The organism is Streptomyces fodineus, assembly GCF_001735805.1.
Lineage (GTDB): Bacteria > Actinomycetota > Actinomycetes > Streptomycetales > Streptomycetaceae > Streptomyces > Streptomyces fodineus.
Window position 1 is genome coordinate 8,786,651 of sequence record NZ_CP017248.1, and the last position, 16,438, is coordinate 8,803,088.

Genomic DNA, 16,438 nt, shown 5'->3' on the forward strand with positions numbered 1-16,438 from the left:
TGCCGCAGCAAGCAGGCGAGGACTTCCTCAGATGTCGGAAGCAAGGTAAAGGACGCGCACATCGTGAAGGGCTCTCATGCGTGACATGACCGAGGAACCCGGGCAGCGGGCCACCGCCGAGGCGATCGAGCGCGGTGGCGGCGGGCTCGGCGTGGACGACCTGCTGGCCAGGGTGATGCAGGCCGCCACCGGTGCGGACTCCGGTGCCGCCCCCGCCCCGCCCCGGGACGTGGACGGCGTGGCCGCCGCCATCGCCGCCGCGGCGGGCCGCCATCTGCCCGCGGGACACCTGTCGCCCGACGCCGACTTCTTCGACGCGGGGGGCACGTCCGTGCACGCTGTGGAACTCGTCGCGGAGCTGGAGGGCGAGCTGGGCATCGAGTTCGACCTGGACGAGGTGTTCGCCGACGCCCGTCCGATCAGTCTCGCCCGGCGCTGGCTGCAGGCGACCGGGGACGAAGCGTCGAGCGAGGCCACCCCGCGGGCCGTGCACGCAGGCACCCCGGCGCCCACCGCCCAGGGCATTCTGCCGGTTCCGGTCGCCGGTGCGCGGCCGGCTTCCGGCGCAGGTGCTGTTGCGGCTCCGGCACCTGGCACACTGCCGCTCTCCGCAGCGGGCGCTCTTCCGGCTCTCGCCCCGCGCACCCTTCCGATCCCGACTCCGCGCACCTCACCGGCGCTTCGCCCCCGTGTCGGCAGTGGCGACGAACGGTATAGCAGGGCCTGCCGCGAGGACCTCGAGCAGATCCTCGCCGATCTGAGCCTCGCCGACCGTCTGCCGTTCGCCGACGTGCCCGAGCCGCTGCCGCCCCGCCGGATCCTGCTGACCGGCGCCACCGGCTTTCTCGGCAGTCACATGCTGCTCGACCTGCTCCGGCACAGTGACGCGCATGTCCATTGCCTGGTCCGTGCGGCCGACGAGGAGGCGGCCGTCGACCGGCTCGGCGAGGCGCTGAAGAGTCACCGACTGCCCTGGTCGTCGGAGGTGCGGCGCCGGGTGACCGTGCTGCCCGGCGACATCCGGCGGCCGCGGCTCGGCCTGTCCGACGAACTGTGGCACACGCTCGCCCACGCACTGGACAGTGTCGTGGGCGTGGCCGCGGCCGTGGACTTCCTGCGCGGCTACCAGTCGCTGCGGGCGAGCAACGTCCTCGGCGCGCTCACCCTCGCCGAACTCGCGGCCACCGGGCGGCCCAAGCCGCTGCACCACATCTCCTCGATCGCCGTCTTCAACGAGGTCGGCATCACCTCCATGGGCGAGGACGACCCACTCGCCCACGTCGACCGGCTCGTCTCGGGCTACGACCAGTCGAAGTGGGCCGCCGAGGTCGCCCTGCGCCGTGCCCGCGACCACGGCCTGGTCGTCACCGCGCTGCGCCCCGGCGGCATCGGCGGCCACACGAAGACCGGCGCCTACAACCCGCAGGACCTCAGCAGCGGCCTGATCTCGGCCTTCGGCCGCTTCCGCACCGTACCCGCCTTCCGCTACCTGAACGCGGCCCCGGTGGACTGGGTGAGCCGGGTCGCCGTCGCCGCGATCTGCGAGCCCGACGCCTGGGGCTACGACTACAACCTCACCGGTGTGCCCAACACCCTCGACGACGTCGTCCGTGACATGGCGCTCGGAGGTATGCACGTGCGCGTCCAGGACTGGGACGAGTGGCGCACCGACGCTTTGGCCCGCCTGGAGGCCGAACCGGTCCCCGAACTCGCCTTCCTTTCCAGGGTGTTGCACAGCCCTACCGCCCTCAAGCTGTGTGAGGCGACCCTGAAGGGCCCGGCGGCCGAAGGCGCACGCACCGCCGCGCTGGTCGCGGCGCTAGGGCTGCCGCCCGCGGCCCGCTACGACGCGCAGGCCCAGCTCAGCACCTTCGAGCGGCTCGCCCAGGACGGCCTCGCCAGGCTGCCGCACAAGGATGACCAGCCCTACCTGTGGTTCTCGGAGACGACGGAGGGCAGCGTGGGACCGGTCGGCGCCCTCGCCGACAACCCCTGCTCCATGGCGCTCACCCTCTCCATCGCGAGCATGTACCAGCTGGTGAAGGAGCGCCGGGTGGACGTGACCGGCGAGGTCGTCTGCACCGCCGTACATCCCGAGCCGCTGACCGTCGAGCGCGGCGACGTCTGGATCCGCCCCGAGGAGGGGATCCCGCAGCAGCACGGACTCAGGCACCAACTCCTGTGCTACCGGCTGCGGTTGCGCGACGCCGACGGCGGCCACTGGTGGCTGGAGGGTCACAAGTACGCCCGGGCCCGCCGCGACCTGTGGCGGCAGACCCGCGCGCTGACCGTGCGGATCGGCCGCGAGGGCGAGGCGGCGAGCCTGGCGGGCGAAGTCGTCGTGCCCGCGGACTCCTACGTCCGCGACCAGATCGACGGAATCAAGGTCGACCCGCGTCTGACCAGCCAGGAGAAGCGGGCAGCCAAGCTGACCTGGCTCGCCTGGTTCGGCCTGGAGATGGGCCGCGGCCTGCTCGGCCCCTTCGCCCGCGCCGCCGCGGACCTGCTCGACCTGCGCCGCACCCCGACCCCCACGGAGCGCCACCGATGATCTTCAGGACGACCACCTCCCGCGCCGGCGGGTCGGCGCTGCCCCGGGTCAGGACCACCGCGGCCCTGCGCCCGCTCCACCACCGCCTCGACCCGGCCCGCGTCGAGGAGATCCCCTTCCGGGCGGACGACGGCGTCCGGCTCGGCCTGACCCGCATACACACCGGCGCCGCGGACCGCCCCGCCGTGCTGCTCCTGCACGGACACACCGCGTCCGCCGACATGTTCCTGCTGCCGGAGACCCGCAATCTGGTCGACGTTCTCCTCGACGACGGCTACGAGCCCTGGCTGCTGGACTGGCGGGGCAGCTGCCGGTTGCCGTACAACGAGACCGGCCAGAGGTACACCTACGACGACGTGGCCCTGTACGACATCCCTGCGGCCGTCAATCACGTCCGCGAGCGCATAGGCGACCGCCCGGTGTTCGTGGTCGCCCACTGCATCGGCTCGCTCACGCTGTCCCTGAGCATGGCGGCGGGACTGGTGCCGGGCCTCGCCGGCGTGGTGTCCCAGGGTGTGTTCCTGACGCCGAAGCTGGCCGGCCGGACATCGCTGCGGATGTCGCTGGCGGGGGAGCTGCTGAAGACGCGGATCGACCACATCCCGGTCGACTTCCGCAAGGTGGGCCTGTGGTCGAAGTACACCCCGTTGTTCGCTCTGGCTTCACGGAAGGCGAGCTGCCCGGACCCGACCTGCCAGATCCTGCACAATTCCGCCTGGGGCACGGGCGCCTCGCTCTTCGTGCACGAGAACCTGTCCGAGGCCACCCACGACCGCCTCGCCGACCTCCTCGGCCCCGCGCCGCTGTGGATCCTGCCCCACCTGCGCCGCATCGAGCTGGCCCGCAGCGTGGTCCGCTGGCACGAAACCGACCACCGCTACCGTCACCTGCCGCCCAATGCGCTGGACGCGGCCGGCCGGATCGACACCCCCGTGCTGCTGCTCGCCGGCAGCGACAACGGGCTGTGGCTGGACTCCCAGCGGCTTTGCCACGACGTACTCGCCGACCGCCAGCCCCAGTTGGACGTGTCCTACACCGAGATCCCCGGTTACGGCCACCTGGACACATTCCTCGGCCGGGGCGCCGCCCTGGACGTCTTCGGTCACATCCTCGATTTTCTCGGCGGACGGCGGTGACGGCCGGCTGGTCGGCCGACCACCGAACCAGCTGGTGACCAAACCACGCTCCAGGAGGCACCGCATGCCGCAACTCGCCGCCGACGGTGCGCAACGACGTACGACGTGGCCCCCGACCCCATCCCGGTATCGCGGCCCGAGTCACATCGGCGGCGGGCGGCGTGCGCTCGGTTCTCAAGCAGGTGCTCGCTGACACCCCGACGTCCCCGGGCATCCCCGCGGACAACCAGGACACCATGTTCATGGCTCTCACCTGTGGCGACGCCGAATGGCCGCACGACGTCGCCGGCTACGCCACCCGCACCGCCGTCGACCGCAAGTGACCGCTCACCGCGGGTATGCCCGCGCAACACCCTGATCCTGCAGAACCGCCGGGGCAACCCCACCCCGTGGGAAAGCGGTCTCGGGCTGCACAAGGCCTTCGGCACGGCTGCGCCTTCGTCGGCGTCGACAACGGCGGGCACTACGGTCCGTCTCGGCATCCGCGGTACGCAATCGCCTGGCACGGAACGAAGCACTGCTCCAACGCTCCCTGCTGCGTCAGTGCAGCGGCAGTCGGGCCGATACGTGCATCGAGGTGAAGCCAGGTAGTGAGCGTTTGCGCGATGGAGATCGGGACGCCCGGCGTCCGTATGGGACGGAGCTGTCGTTGTGCCCACGCCACGACGTGGGGTGACGCGAGGAGTTCGGCCAAGGAGGGCGCTGTCCCCTCGGCTTCTGACGTGCGATGCTCCGGGCGGGGCGGGATGCCTGAGGTGATCGTGCGTAGCGCGAGCGCCAGTGCAGCCTGGTCGGCGAGCCGGTTCAGGTCAAGGCCCAGCAGCTTCTGTATGAGTGGCAGACGTGGAATCAGGGCGTTGCGGTGGATCTTCAGACGGGCCGTCGCGCGGGAGGAGAAACTGAGCCATGACGCGGCGGTGGCCAGCAGTTCCCATGTGAATATCTGCCTTCGGGCTCCTCACCAGCAGGCTGACCAACCCCTCGCCTCCTCACCACCCCGTTGCCCGAACAACAGGCAGAACACTGCGACTACGCCCACGGTTCCGTTCACCAGCTCGGGCACGCACGAGCGCTGACGGGTGACCAGTTCAGGCGTGGGTCGTGGCGCGGGGGAAGAAGACGCGAACGGGCAGCAGCAGCCCGACGAGCGACAGAACGATGAACACCACTTGGTGGACATGGTCCTTGCCCGGCGGGAACCCTCCCGCCAAGTGGGCGATCCAGAAGGCCGGGTAGTACCACTGCGCATACCACGCCCACCGTTCCCCTCGGCGGAACGGTACGAGGGTGATCAGCACACCGAACAGGCCCATACCGGTCGCGGCCACACCGTCGGCCCGCATGAGTTGCTCGTCGCCGGCCCCCGGTGCGACCGCGGCGACGACACCGAAGACGAGAATGCCGGCACCGACGATGAGTAGGCAGATCCATGCTGCCTTCAGGCGCGCGCTGTTGTGCTGCATGCGCGGTTCGTACCCGCTTCCGGCGAAGGAGACGCAGAGCGTCTGCCGTGACCGAGGGTGCCGAGGCCGGACGAGGCGATCGGGGCGGAGTGCTGCAGGCTTCCGGGTGCGGAGGAGGGGCCCAGCCGGTTGTCGGCGTGCGCTGAAAGAGCTCTCAGAGGCCGAGTCTGCCTTGAGCCACGACACCCGTATCGTCAGCCGTCAACTCCCCCCGCCGTCATGGATGCTGGGGGGAGCCGATCTCGCGCAGGATCCCGAAGGCCCGCAGCAGGGGCGCCGGGCCCGTGTCCGTGATGCCGGACGCCCGGCGCGCCCGGCGTGTCCTCAGCACGGCGCGCACGGCGGAGAGGGCCGCGCAGGCGATCACGGCCGCCTTGAGGTCGGCGTCGGGCGTGTCCGGGGGCAGCCTGCGGTGCACCAGCCCGGTCAGCCGCTCCTCGAAGTCGGAGAACGCCTGCACGAGGCGGGCCGTGACGACGTTCTCGATGTCCTCGAGCGGATGGCCGAGGGCGGTCAGGGTGGAGGCCGAGAACGGTTCGGCCGCCGCCAGCAGGGCGCTGCACACCGCGTCCAGGGGCTCCTCGTCGGCCGGGCGCCGCGACAGCGCGTTCTCGACGTAGGCGAAGATTTCGACGCCGTCGGGCAGCAGCAGGGCTTCCTTGCTGTCGAAGTAGCGGAAGAAGGTGCGGACGGAGACGTTCGCGTATGCGGCGATGTCCGCAACGGTGGTGGCCTCGAAGCCGCGCTCCTTGAACAGGCGCGCGGCTCCTTCCAGCAGCAGGCGCCGCGTCTCCTCCTTCTTGCGTTCGCGCAGTCCAGCGGGGGTGATCTCACTCGGCATGTGTCGAAGCCTCTGCCATGGTGTCGTGACTGTCAATTGGCACGCATGTCACGCGCCGGGGCGGCCGCGGGTGTCGCGGATGCAAACTGTCACTGATGCCAATTGTCATCCATGACACTTTCTCTCTAGAGTACGTGTCACTCGTGACACTTTTTCTTGGGAGACCACGGTGCCCCGACCCTCGCAGCACCTCCTGGAGCAGGCCGAAGCGCACGCCGGCGCGCACCCCTCGGCGGAACCCGCCCCGACGCGCGGCGGACTCGGCCGCCTCGGCGGCTTCTGCGCCCGGCACCCGGCTGCGGTCATCGCCGCCTGGCTGCTCGTCCTCGTGGCGGCCCTGGCCGGCCGGCACCTCGCCGCACCCACCTTCAGCGACGAGGTCAGCCTGCCCGGCACCGCCTCCCACACCGGCGCCGGCCTCCTCGCCACCTCCATGCCCCAAGCAGGCCGGCCCAGCGGCAAGGTCGTCTTCCACATCGACTCCGGCACCGTGGCCGAGCGGCAGTCCGCACTCGACCGAACGCTGGCCGGCCTGCGCGACCTCCCGCACGTCACCGCCGCCTCCGCGCTCGTGACCAGCGCCGACGGGCACACCGCGTACACCACCGTCTCCTTCGACGAGCAGCTGAAGCATCTCGGCCACGCCTACACCACGCGACTCGACACGGCGACGGAGCCCGCCAGGGCGGCCGGGCTCGGCGTGGCCTACGGCGGCGACCTCGAACAGGTGGTCAGGGAACCGGCCGACGACAAGCTGAGCGAAGGCGTGGGCGTCGCCACCGCCCTCGTCATCCTGCTGCTGGCCTTCGGCAGCGTCCTCGCCGCGCTGCTGCCGCTCGTCACCGCGCTGATCAGCGTCGGAGTCGGCCTCGGGATCGTGGGCATCGTCGCCGCCACCGTGTCCTTCGCGACGTCCGCCACGACCCTCGCCGGAATGATCGGCCTGGGCGTGGGCATCGACTACGCCCTGTTCCTGACCACGCGCTTCCGCCAGGACCTCATCGACGGCCGCGATCCGGTCGAGGCCGCGGCCCGCACGGCGCACACCAGCGGCCGTGCCGTCCTCATCGCCGCCCTGACGGTCGCCGTCGCCATGCTCAGCCTGTATGCGTGCGGGCTGAGCTTCATCGGCAAGATCGGCCTGGCGGCCACCCTGGCCGTCGTCGTCACCGCCGGTGCCGCCCTCACCCTGGTTCCGGCAGCCCTGGGCCTGGTCGGCAGGCGCATCGACCGGCTCCGGATGCGCCGCCCCGTCGCCGAGAGCGCAGGGGCGCACGACGGCTGGCACCGCTACGCCGGACTCGTCTCGCGGCGCCCCTGGACCTTCCTGGCCATCGGCCTCGCCGTCCTCGGCATGTGCTCCGTCCCGCTGCTGTCGATGCGCCTCGGCCACGTCGACGCCGGCGCCGACCGGCCCGGCAGCAGTACCCGTACCGCCTACGACTGGATCGCGCACGCCGGCGGGCAGGGCTTCGGAACCGGGGCGAACGGCCCGATCCTCGCCGTCATCGACGTGAGCAGGACGAAGACCCCGGCCACCCGGATATCCGACGCCGTGGCCGGCGCGCTCCGGGACACCCATGGCGTGGCTTCCTTCACCCCTGTCAAGCCGAGCGCCGACGGGAAGGTCTTCGTCACCACGCTCACCCCGACCACGGGCCCGCAGGACGCCGCGACCGGCGCTCTCCTCGGCACCCTCTCCGGGCAGACGCTGCCGAAGGCCCTCGACGGCACCGGCGCCCAGGCCTATCTCACCGGCAGCGTGGCCGGTCAGGCCGACTTCCGTGACACGGTCGGCGAGCGGCTGCCGATCGTCATCGGCATCGTCCTGGTCCTCGCCTTCCTACTGCTCATGACGGTCTTCCGCAGCGTGCTGATCCCCCTGAAGGCCGTCGTCCTCAATCTGTTCACCACGGCCGCGTCCTACGGCGTGCTCGTCGCGGTCTTCCAGTGGGGCTGGGGCGACTCGCTGCTGGGGCTGTCGGAGCCGGTGCCCATCGAGTCGTACGTCCCGATGATGATGTTCGCGATCGTCTTCGGGCTGTCCATGGACTACGAGATCTTCCTGCTGTCCCGGATCGCCGAAGCCTGGCAGCGCACCGGTGACAACCGGCTTGCCGTGGGCGAGGGGCTGTCCGCGACGGCGCGCGTCATCTCCGCCGCCGCGTTCATCATGACCGCGGTGTTCCTCTCCTTCACCGCCTCGCCGACCGTGGTCGTGAAGATGCTCGCCCTGGGACTGGCGATCAGCGTGATCGTCGACGCCACCGTGGTCCGCCTCGTCCTGGTGCCGTCCGCCATGTTCCTCATGGGCAAGGCGAACTGGTGGATCCCCCGCCGACTCGACCGGATTCTCCCGAAGCTGTCCGCCTGACCCCGCCTCACCCGCCCGCCCAGCCGACCGTCTCGGAGTGAGTGACCACGTGACCGGTGACCGCCGGAGCAAGATCCGTATCCTCGTCGCGATCAGCGCGATACTGGCCGCCCTCGCCTGCGCGACCGATCTTCTCGTCGAGCACAGGACCGAGGAGCGCATCGCCGCCCGGGCGGCGACCCGGCTGAGGCCGGACGGGCCGGTGCACGCCGATCTCACCACGCCGCTCGCGGGACTTCGGACCCTCGCCGGGGACGTCGGCGACATCGAGGTCAGCGCCAAGGGCGTACACCGTCAGCACACCGTCATGGATGTGTCCGTCCGTCTGAAGGACGTCACCACGGGCGGCGACAGCGCCGGTGGCACCGGGACCGCCACCGTCGGATACGACCAGGTGACCCGGCGCCTGGGCGCGCTGGGCCACGACGGCCTGACAGCCGGCGGTCGGGACGGCGCCCTGCTCCTGAGCGGGAGCGTCGGCCGCCTCGGGCTGCCGGTCATCGTCCGGGCCGAGGTGTCCACGACCGCGGACGCGCTCACCATCACGCCCAAGACCGTCAGCGTGCTCGGCCGTAGCGTGGCGGTCGAGGACCTCGTGGCCCGCCCCGGGGCCTCCGGGCTGCGGGACGAACTCGCGCCCCGGACCCTGGCCGTCACCGGCCTGCCCCGCGGCGTCGCGCTGACCTCGGCACACGCCACCGACCACGGTCTCGTCCTGGCCTTCTCGATCGCGGCCGGACCGGCACCGACCGCGGTCGGCGCAGCCGCCTGACGGGTTCGCGGCCTGGTGACGGGATGGCTGTCGACCTTCGCTTGATGTGACCGGCGAGTCCGCCTCGTGGGATCGCGGCTGCTCGTGCCGGCCGCCCCGCTCAGCCGACCCCGGCTGCCTCGCGGGTATGCGGCCCGCGAGGCAGCCAGGCACACGATCGCTGGATCAGCCTCGGACGACGAACGTCTTGGTCTTACGGGAGTGGCTGGAGCAGGACCGCTTCTCCTCGGTGGTCATCTTCCTGGACTTGACGACCACCGCGTTGCTCCGGCCGTCCGTCCCGTTCGGGGCAGGCCCGGTGATGACGTCGGGGACGAACCAGAAGTAGTGACCCCACTTACGGTTGTCGTAATGGGTCTGCCATGTGCCGGAGACAGTCTGCATCACCTGTGCACGGGAGATCCAGCCGACTTCACCGGGTTTCACCGTCATGTTGACGGAGCTGGTCTCCGAGTGCGTGCTCGACCAGGTGTGGCTGTAGGTCGCCGTCACGCTGAGGTCGATGATTCCCGCTATCTTGCCGCCGGCGGTCACGGATACACCCGCCGAGTCCGTCGAACCGACCGTGTCGGACCAGGTCATCGACTGGGTGGCAGACGAAGTGCTGCAGTTGTAGAGCGAGTCGGAGACCCGGTGGAAGTCTCCGAGATACGCCCGGCCCAACTGCGGATCGTTGAACGTGCACTTCCCTTCACCCGAGTCGCAGTCGGCTATGAGCTGTGCCCGGGTGGGCTGGTCGTCGGCCGAGGCCGGAACGGCTATCGCCGCGACCATGCCCAGGGCAGCCGCTGAGAGCGCCAGCATCCGTCCGCCGTAGCGCATCCTGCGGTTGTTCGCCATACATGTGCCTTTCGCCGTGCATGAGGGGGGTCGGCGACCGCAAAAAGAGCGACCGAGGTCACCGCGATCACCGCCTGTTGCGATCCAGGAGACGCAACAACCGACTTGTTTACACCACGAGTTGAGGGAATACGGCGGCGGGGTTGACCTGGTCGTGGCCGTCGAAGAACGCCGTCACGGTTCGGGGTCGGCCGGACACTTTCAGCTGTCCTCGCCCTCGGGCCACCGTCCGCATGCTGCGATAAGCTGTGACAAAAGTGTCCGTGCCCGCCGGTCCCTCGCGGCTCGGCCGCCCGACGGTGCGGCATGGCGGCCAACACCTGCTCGGTCAGCGGGAAATCCACTCCAGCAGTGCCAGGGGACAGGTGCCTTCCCGTAGGTCCGTTCTCCCGTAGGTCGGTTTTCATGGACCTGAACACCATCACCGAAGTAATCCGGCGACCGTCCGAGCGGCCGGCCATGGACTGGCACGAGGGCGACGCCTGGCTCGCAGGCGGAACATGGCTCTATTCCACCGAGCAGCCGGACCTGCGACGGCTGATCGACCTGACGGCGTTGCGTTGGGAGCCCCTCGTTCCGACGGACGAGGGCCTGGAGATCAGCGCCACATGCACCATTCGCGACCTGTACGCCTTCCCATGGCCGCAGGGCTGGACCGCCGGAATCCTCTTCCGGAAAAGCTGTGAGGCATTCCTGTCCTCGTTCAAGGTCTGGAACGCGGCGACCGTCGGCGGAAACATCTGCATGTCCCTGCCCGCCGGCCCGATGATCACGTTGACGGTCGCGCTGGAGGCGCAGTACGAGCTATGGGCGCCCGACGGCTCCGTGCGCTTCGTCGACGCCCTCGATTTCGTCACGGGCGACCACCGCAACATTCTCGCCCCGGGGGAGATCCTCCGGCGCATCACCATTCCTGAGCACGCCCTGCGCAAACGCACCGCGCACCGTCGCTTCACGCTGACCCGGCTCGGCCGCTCGACGGTGTTCCTCGTCGGCACGCAACGGCTGGGAGCGAACGACCTGGTGCTCACCGTCACCGCCGGCACCACGCGGCCGGTCCGCATCGCCTTCGACTCCCTGCCCGATGTCCGAACCCTGCGGCTAAGCATCGACGCCCTGCCGGCCGACGTCTGGTTCGCCGATCCCAACGGAACCCCCGACCACCGCCGGCATCTGACACGGCACTTCGCCGAAGAGATCTGCCGCGAACTCACGGCTGGGGACCTGCCATGAGCTACCTCGTGAACGGCAAGCCATTCGACCGGGAACCGGCCCCCGGCCAGTGCCTGCGCACCTTCCTGCGCGAACTCGGCCACTACGGCGTCAAGAAGGGCTGCGACGCGGGCGACTGCGGCGCCTGCACGGTATGGCTGGACGGCGTACCGATACACAGCTGCATCACCCCCGCGTTCCGCGCGGACGGCCGTGAGGTGACCACGATCGAGGGCCTTGGACGGCCCGGCGCCCCGCATCCCATGCAGCGGCAGTTCGAGGAGGCCCCGGGGTTCCAGTGCGGCTTCTGCACCGCGGGGATGATCATGACATCGGCCACCTTCACCGAGGAGCAGAAGGCGGATCTGCCACGGGCGTTGAAGGGCAACCTCTGCCGCTGCACCGGCTACCGGGCGATCGAGGACGCCGTGAAGGGCGTCAGCGCGGTGGAGACGGCCGCACCGGGCAAGGCCGTCGGGACGAGCGTCGGCGCGCCCGCGGGCCACGACGTGGTGACGGGTCACGCCGAGTTCACCATGGACACGAAGATCGACGGCATGCTGCACCTCAAGGTGCTGCACTCACCCCATGCGCACGCCCGGATCCTCTCGATCGACAAGAGCGCCGCTCTCGCGGTGCCCGGCGTGCACCGGGTCTACACCTGGGAGGACGTACCCCGCAGACGCTTCACCACGGCGATCCACACCGACCACCTGGTCGACCCGGACGACACCTACATCCTCGACGACACGGTCCGCTTCGCCGGCCAGCGCGTCGCCGCGGTCCTGGCCGACACGGTCGGGGCGGCCGAGGAGGGCTGCCGGCGTCTCGCGGTCCAGTACGAGGTGCTGCCGGCGGTGTTCGACCCCGAGGCGGCGATGGCCGACGGCGCCCCCCAACTGCACGGCTCCGACGATCCGTTCGTGCGCGACCCCGCCCACAACATCCTGGTCGAACTCCACTCGCACATCGGCGACGTCGACGCGGGATTCGCCGCGGCCGACGTGATCCACGAAGGCACGTACTTCACACCTCGCGTGCAGCACGCCCATCTGGAGACCCACGGTTCGATCGCCTGGATGGAGGACGGCCGGCTGAACGTCCGCACCAGTTCCCAGTCACCGTCGATCGCGAAGGTCAAACTGGAGTACCTCTTCGCGCTGCGCCCGGACGAGGTGAGGGTGTTCTGCAAGCGCGTCGGTGGCGGATTCGGCGGCAAGCAGGAGGTGATCGCGGAGGACCTGGTCGCGCTCGCCACCCTGGACACCGGGCGGCCCACCTGTCTGGAGTACACCCGTGAGGAGGAGTTCACCACGGCCTCGCCGCGGCATCCGATGACCCTGACGGTCAAGCTCGGCGCGAAGGCCGACGGAACGCTCACCGCGTTCCAGGTACGCAACGTGTCGAACACGGGCGCCTACGGCAACCACGGCGGCGAAACGGTGTACGCGGGCGGAGCCGCCGTCATGATCTACCGCTGCCCCAACAAGAAGTACGACGCGTACTCCGTCTACACCAACACCGTGCCGAGCGGGGCGCTGCGAGGCTACGGGATGACGCAGCCGGCGTTCGCCGTGGAGTCGGCGATGGACGAACTGGCCCGCGCCCTTCACCTCGACCCGCTGGAACTGCGCCGACGCAACATCGTGCGGCCGGGTGAGCCCCTGGTCGCCATGCACGAGGGCCCCGACGACGTGATCTTCACTGAGGACGGGCTCGCCCAGTGCATCGACCTGGTGGGCGACGCCCTGGCCCGTACGGCCGACCTGCCGCCTCCCGGCCCCGAGTGGCTCGTCGGAGCCGGCGTGGCCAGCTCCCTGCACGAGACCGCGCCCCCGACGGAGCACCTCTCCGAGGCCTGGGTCACGCTGGGCGACGATCTCGTCTACGAACTGGCCGTCGGGACCCCCGAGTTCGGGGAGGGAACCTCCACGGCCCATGTCCAGATCGCAGCCAACCAGCTGGGCACGACGCCGTCGCGGATCCGTCTGGTGCAGTCCGACACCGACCGCACGGGATTCGACACGGGTGCCTTCGCGAGCGCGGGCCTCTTCGTGGCGGGCAACGCGGTCCTGCGGGCGGCCAACGCCGTGCGCGACCGCATCCTGGAATTCGCGGCGGCGCACACGGGCGTCCATGTCGTGATGTGCATGATGGACGACGACGGTGTCGTCTGCGGGGACCGGCGGGTGTCCCTGGCCGAACTCGTCGCGCTGGCCCGGGCGCGTGGAATCCGTTTCACCGCCGCACGCAAGGCATACGGCTCGCCCCGGAGCGTCACCTCCAACACGCAGGGCTTCCGGGTCGCCGTGCACCGCGTCACGGGGGAGATACGGATCCTGTACAGCGTGCAGGCGGCGGACGCCGGAGTGATCATCAACCCGGCACAGGTCCGGGGACAGGTGGAGGGCGGCGTCGCCCAGGGAATCGGCTTCGCGCTGACCGAGAATTACCACGTCGACGACAGCGGTGTCATGGTCAACCCGAACCTCCGGAACTACCGCATCCCCACCTACGCCGACATCCCCCGTACCGAGGTGCTCCTGGTGGGCTCGGCGGATTCCGTGGGGCCCATGCGGGCGAAGGGGATGGCCGAGTGCTGTATCAACCCGGTGGCCCCCGCGCTCGCGAACGCGGTGCATGACGCCACGGGCGTCCGCTACCGTGCGCTGCCGCTGACTCCGGAACGCATTTACGGCCGACTCCCTGCGGAGCAGTCGGTGTCGGCAGGTTGAGTCACCATGAACGCCGAAAAGAACGTGGCCGCCGCGGCGACGGCGATCATCGGTCAGAAGGTCCTGCCCGGGATGGAGCGCGAGTTCGAGTCGTGGCAGAAGGACCTCAACAACGCGGCCGCCTACTACCCCGGTTTCCTCGGCGCCGAGATCTCCCCGCCGACATCGCTGCAACCCGACTGGGTCGTCGTGTACCGGTTCGACTCGGTGGCGCATCTGCAGGCGTGGATCAACAGCGCGACCAGGCAGACGTATCTCGACGTCGGCGCCAAGTACTTCGACGGCCCGGCGACCCAGCAGGTGGTCAGCAGCGGCACGCAGTCACTGGATCCGCTGGTCACCGTGGTCGTCACCCACCGCGTGCACCCGAACCAGGTCGACGACTTCCTCGCCTGGCAGCACCGCATGGTCCAGGAGGAGAGCAAGTTCGAGGGGTTCCGCGGGACGGAGCTCTTCCGCCCCATCGAGGGGCTCCAGGAGGAATGGACCACGCTGTACCGCTACGACAGCGCCGAACACCTCGACGCCTGGCTGACGTCGCCCCAACGGCAGGAGATCCTGGCCGAGGGCGAGAAGTTCAGCGACTTCAAACTGCACACGATCGACAACTCGTTCGGCAGTTGGTTCGCCTTCGAGGGCAACGGCAAGGAGGCACCGCCGCCGCCCTCCGAGACCAGGACCTCCCTCGCCGTCTGGGTCGGCCTGTACCCGACCGTCGTGCTGCTGACGCTCGCTCTGTCCCCGCTGCACCTGCGGCTCTGGATCGGCCTGCTCGTGGGCAACCTGCTGTCGAGTTTCCTGATGAGCTTCCTGACCATGCCCTACTACGTGAACCCGTTGCTCGGGCGATGGCTGCGGCCACCGCCGGACGAACCGGCGGCAAGAACCAACCTCCGTGGCCTCGGCATCGTCGCGGCGGTGATGGCCTTCTGGGCGGCCGTCTTCTACCTCGTCACGGTCCGCTTCTGGACGCTGCCCTGACCGGCGACCGCCCGGACGGATGGCGCCTCCGGCGGGCGTGGCCTGCCGGAGGCGCGGTGGTCAGCAGTCGGGTATGACGGTGCCGTTGTTGTCCTTGGCCTCGTCGTTGCCCCAGCGGGTGAGGTAGTAGGCGGAGACGTACTGGCCGGCCGGTCCGGTGTCGGGGTCGGTCTTCAGCCACCAGTGGTTGTAGGCCGTGGCGTCACCGATCTGGCGGCCCCACGCCTTGCAGTAGACGTAGTTGGTGCCCGCGTTCAGGGTGCCGGTCTGGGTGCTGCTGGTGGGCGAGGCGTAGACCGGCGCGGTGGGAGAGGTGTCCACCCAGTACTTGGCGGGCGTGCCGCCGGCGCGTCCGCTGCAGTAGGCCTCCAGCTCGCCGATGGAGGTGAAGGTACGGGTGCCGCCGGGAACGCCGGTGATCCGTACGCCGTCACCGGCAGCCGGTGTGAAGTCGAACCGGTACGTGTGGTTGGGCCCGGCGGTGGAGTCGTACGGATAGGACGGCGAGGCGGTCAGACCGGCGACGTCGGTCCAGGTGCCGTTGGTGCGGACCTGGACGCGCGGGTTCTGCGCGAACCAGCCGCCGTCGGAGAACATGTTGCCGGTGGTGTAGACGACGCGGTCCAGCGTGTAGCTGCGCGGCCAGGCGTAGCCCCACCAGCTCGCCGTCTTGTTCTCGTCGTTCCAGTCGTCGTCCGACTGGGTGAGGTTGCCGTCGTCGTAGTACTGGACGCTGCCGTAGTGCGAGGCGCGCTCGATGCCCACCGTGCCGGGCTCACGGGCGAGGTCGCGGGTGGGGTCCGCGGCGTTGGACGGGGTGGACGGCACCCGCGGTTCGAGATGCATCTGGCGTAGCGAGAAGGTGTAGGCCCAGTTGTCGTTCGCCGGGTAGCCGCCGCCGCAGGGGCAGACGTTGGACTGCGGCCACACCGACTTGCCGTCGGCGCTGATGTACTTCGAGGGGATGGTGGTGGCGTAGCCGCCGTGCTTGGTGTGGGTCCAGGGGTAGCCGCCGAAGTCCTTGGTCTCGAAGTGCTTCCATGGACCCCACGGGGTGGGCGACTCTTAGAACTCGAAGGTGTACTCGATTGCTCCCCCGGCGGCCCCCACCGCCCGCAGCGCCTGCGGGCGGTGGGGGCATGCGTCACTGGATGGTCCAGCCCACGCTGCCGACCCCCGTGCTGTAGAACGCGCAGGAGCCGGTGGACTCGCTGTACTGTCCCGGGTTCAGCGTCACCCAGTTGCCGGAGACGTCCGGGGCCCAGCCGCAGACGATCTCGGCGCGGAACGTGACGGTGTGGTCGGTGTTGTTCTGGCAGCCCGCGATACCGACGTCAGGATCGTTGTTGTGCACCCAGCCGTCGCAGTCGACGGTCCCCGGCCCGGCGGCCTGCGCCGGAGCCGCCACACCGGCGACGGTGAGGGCCACGGCGGAGACCGCGGTGGCCAGGCCGGCTGCGAGGATGCGCTTCCTGCTGTGCATGTGTACCCCCGTGAGGCAGAGTCGCTGTCTTCCTGTGGTCAGTGAAGAGC

The 16,438-nt window shown here is 70.0% G+C and carries 14 protein-coding genes; 8 read left to right on the forward strand and 6 right to left on the reverse strand.

Going from position 1 to position 16,438, the window contains the following annotated elements; translation table 11 throughout:
* The first annotated feature begins 85 nt into the window (after positions 1-85).
* The 3 genes from BFF78_RS38095 to BFF78_RS48730 all read left to right on the forward strand — a co-directional run bounded on the left by BFF78_RS38095 (position 86) and on the right by BFF78_RS48730 (position 4,010).
* Positions 86-2,551 (forward strand): thioester reductase domain-containing protein, encoded by a 2,466-nt coding sequence (locus tag BFF78_RS38095; RefSeq protein WP_237282561.1) that lies wholly within the window; start codon positions 86-88, stop codon positions 2,549-2,551.
* Positions 2,548-3,687, forward strand: a complete 1,140-nt coding sequence (locus BFF78_RS38100) for an alpha/beta hydrolase (protein ID WP_069782607.1) — start codon at positions 2,548-2,550, stop codon at positions 3,685-3,687. The genes BFF78_RS38095 and BFF78_RS38100 overlap by 4 nt, the downstream gene beginning before the upstream one ends.
* A gap of 161 nt (positions 3,688-3,848) precedes the next feature.
* Positions 3,849-4,010 carry a hypothetical protein gene (locus BFF78_RS48730; protein ID WP_227026030.1) on the forward strand — a complete coding sequence of 54 codons (162 nt, stop codon included), beginning with the start codon at positions 3,849-3,851 and terminating at the stop codon, positions 4,008-4,010.
* A 140-nt stretch (positions 4,011-4,150) separates the two neighbouring features.
* Here BFF78_RS48730 and BFF78_RS50315 read toward each other — a convergent pair whose 3' ends face one another.
* The 3 genes from BFF78_RS50315 to BFF78_RS38110 form a co-directional block, all read right to left on the reverse strand.
* Positions 4,151-4,630 carry a helix-turn-helix domain-containing protein gene (locus tag BFF78_RS50315; RefSeq protein ID WP_079161904.1) on the reverse strand — a complete coding sequence of 160 codons (480 nt, stop codon included), beginning with the start codon at positions 4,628-4,630 and terminating at the stop codon, positions 4,151-4,153.
* 145 nt (positions 4,631-4,775) lie between these two features.
* Entirely contained in the window at positions 4,776-5,150 is a 375-nt protein-coding gene (locus BFF78_RS38105; RefSeq protein WP_069782608.1) for a hypothetical protein, read from the reverse strand.
* A gap of 217 nt (positions 5,151-5,367) precedes the next feature.
* Positions 5,368-5,991 carry a TetR/AcrR family transcriptional regulator gene (locus BFF78_RS38110; protein ID WP_069782609.1) on the reverse strand — a complete coding sequence of 208 codons (624 nt, stop codon included), beginning with the start codon at positions 5,989-5,991 and terminating at the stop codon, positions 5,368-5,370.
* 169 nt (positions 5,992-6,160) lie between these two features.
* On the opposite strand from BFF78_RS38110, the gene BFF78_RS38115 reads away from it, so the two are divergent.
* Both BFF78_RS38115 and BFF78_RS38120 read left to right on the forward strand, forming a co-directional pair.
* A complete protein-coding gene (locus BFF78_RS38115; protein ID WP_227026031.1) occupies positions 6,161-8,365 on the forward strand; it encodes an MMPL family transporter in 2,205 nt (734 codons plus the stop codon).
* 37 nt (positions 8,366-8,402) lie between these two features.
* The gene (locus BFF78_RS38120; protein WP_159033131.1) at positions 8,403-9,137 is read left to right on the forward strand and encodes an LmeA family phospholipid-binding protein; all 735 of its coding nucleotides are present in this window, start codon (positions 8,403-8,405) and stop codon (positions 9,135-9,137) included.
* A gap of 165 nt (positions 9,138-9,302) precedes the next feature.
* Here BFF78_RS38120 and BFF78_RS38125 read toward each other — a convergent pair whose 3' ends face one another.
* Positions 9,303-9,977, reverse strand: coding sequence for a hypothetical protein (locus tag BFF78_RS38125; RefSeq protein ID WP_069782611.1), 675 nt, complete (start codon positions 9,975-9,977; stop codon positions 9,303-9,305).
* A 405-nt stretch (positions 9,978-10,382) separates the two neighbouring features.
* Here BFF78_RS38125 and BFF78_RS38130 point away from each other — a divergent pair, with 405 nt between their 5' ends.
* From BFF78_RS38130 to BFF78_RS38140, 3 genes are read left to right on the forward strand one after another with little or no spacing between them, the layout of a single operon-like run.
* Positions 10,383-11,210, forward strand: coding sequence for an FAD binding domain-containing protein (locus BFF78_RS38130; RefSeq protein WP_069782612.1), 828 nt, complete (start codon positions 10,383-10,385; stop codon positions 11,208-11,210).
* The gene (locus tag BFF78_RS38135; protein ID WP_069782613.1) at positions 11,207-13,924 is read left to right on the forward strand and encodes a molybdopterin-dependent oxidoreductase; all 2,718 of its coding nucleotides are present in this window, start codon (positions 11,207-11,209) and stop codon (positions 13,922-13,924) included. Before BFF78_RS38130 ends, BFF78_RS38135 begins: the two co-directional genes overlap by 4 nt.
* A 6-nt stretch (positions 13,925-13,930) precedes the next feature.
* The gene (locus BFF78_RS38140) at positions 13,931-14,905 is read left to right on the forward strand and encodes an antibiotic biosynthesis monooxygenase (protein WP_069782614.1); all 975 of its coding nucleotides are present in this window, start codon (positions 13,931-13,933) and stop codon (positions 14,903-14,905) included.
* A gap of 60 nt (positions 14,906-14,965) precedes the next feature.
* Here the strand turns inward: BFF78_RS38140 and BFF78_RS47495 are convergent, their stop codons facing one another.
* A complete protein-coding gene (locus BFF78_RS47495) occupies positions 14,966-15,835 on the reverse strand; it encodes a hypothetical protein (protein WP_069782615.1) in 870 nt (289 codons plus the stop codon).
* A 214-nt stretch (positions 15,836-16,049) separates the two neighbouring features.
* Entirely contained in the window at positions 16,050-16,388 is a 339-nt protein-coding gene (locus tag BFF78_RS38150; RefSeq protein ID WP_069782616.1) for a hypothetical protein, read from the reverse strand.
* Positions 16,389-16,438: the final 50 nt, after the last annotated feature.

What these genes read in the sequence shown, in the direction of transcription:
- BFF78_RS38095 (WP_237282561.1), top strand. Translation starts at nt 86, where the DNA reads ATGACCGAGGAACCCGGGCAGCGGGCCACCGCCGAGGCGATCGAGCGC.
- BFF78_RS38100 (WP_069782607.1), top strand. Translation starts at nt 2,548, where the DNA reads ATGATCTTCAGGACGACCACCTCCCGCGCCGGCGGGTCGGCGCTGCCC.
- BFF78_RS38105 (WP_069782608.1), bottom strand. Translation starts at nt 5,150, where the DNA reads ATGCAGCACAACAGCGCGCGCCTGAAGGCAGCATGGATCTGCCTACTC.
- BFF78_RS38110 (WP_069782609.1), bottom strand. Translation starts at nt 5,991, where the DNA reads ATGCCGAGTGAGATCACCCCCGCTGGACTGCGCGAACGCAAGAAGGAG.
- BFF78_RS38125 (WP_069782611.1), bottom strand. Translation starts at nt 9,977, where the DNA reads ATGGCGAACAACCGCAGGATGCGCTACGGCGGACGGATGCTGGCGCTC.
- BFF78_RS38130 (WP_069782612.1), top strand. Translation starts at nt 10,383, where the DNA reads ATGGACCTGAACACCATCACCGAAGTAATCCGGCGACCGTCCGAGCGG.
- BFF78_RS38135 (WP_069782613.1), top strand. Translation starts at nt 11,207, where the DNA reads ATGAGCTACCTCGTGAACGGCAAGCCATTCGACCGGGAACCGGCCCCC.
- BFF78_RS38140 (WP_069782614.1), top strand. Translation starts at nt 13,931, where the DNA reads ATGAACGCCGAAAAGAACGTGGCCGCCGCGGCGACGGCGATCATCGGT.
- BFF78_RS38150 (WP_069782616.1), bottom strand. Translation starts at nt 16,388, where the DNA reads ATGCACAGCAGGAAGCGCATCCTCGCAGCCGGCCTGGCCACCGCGGTC.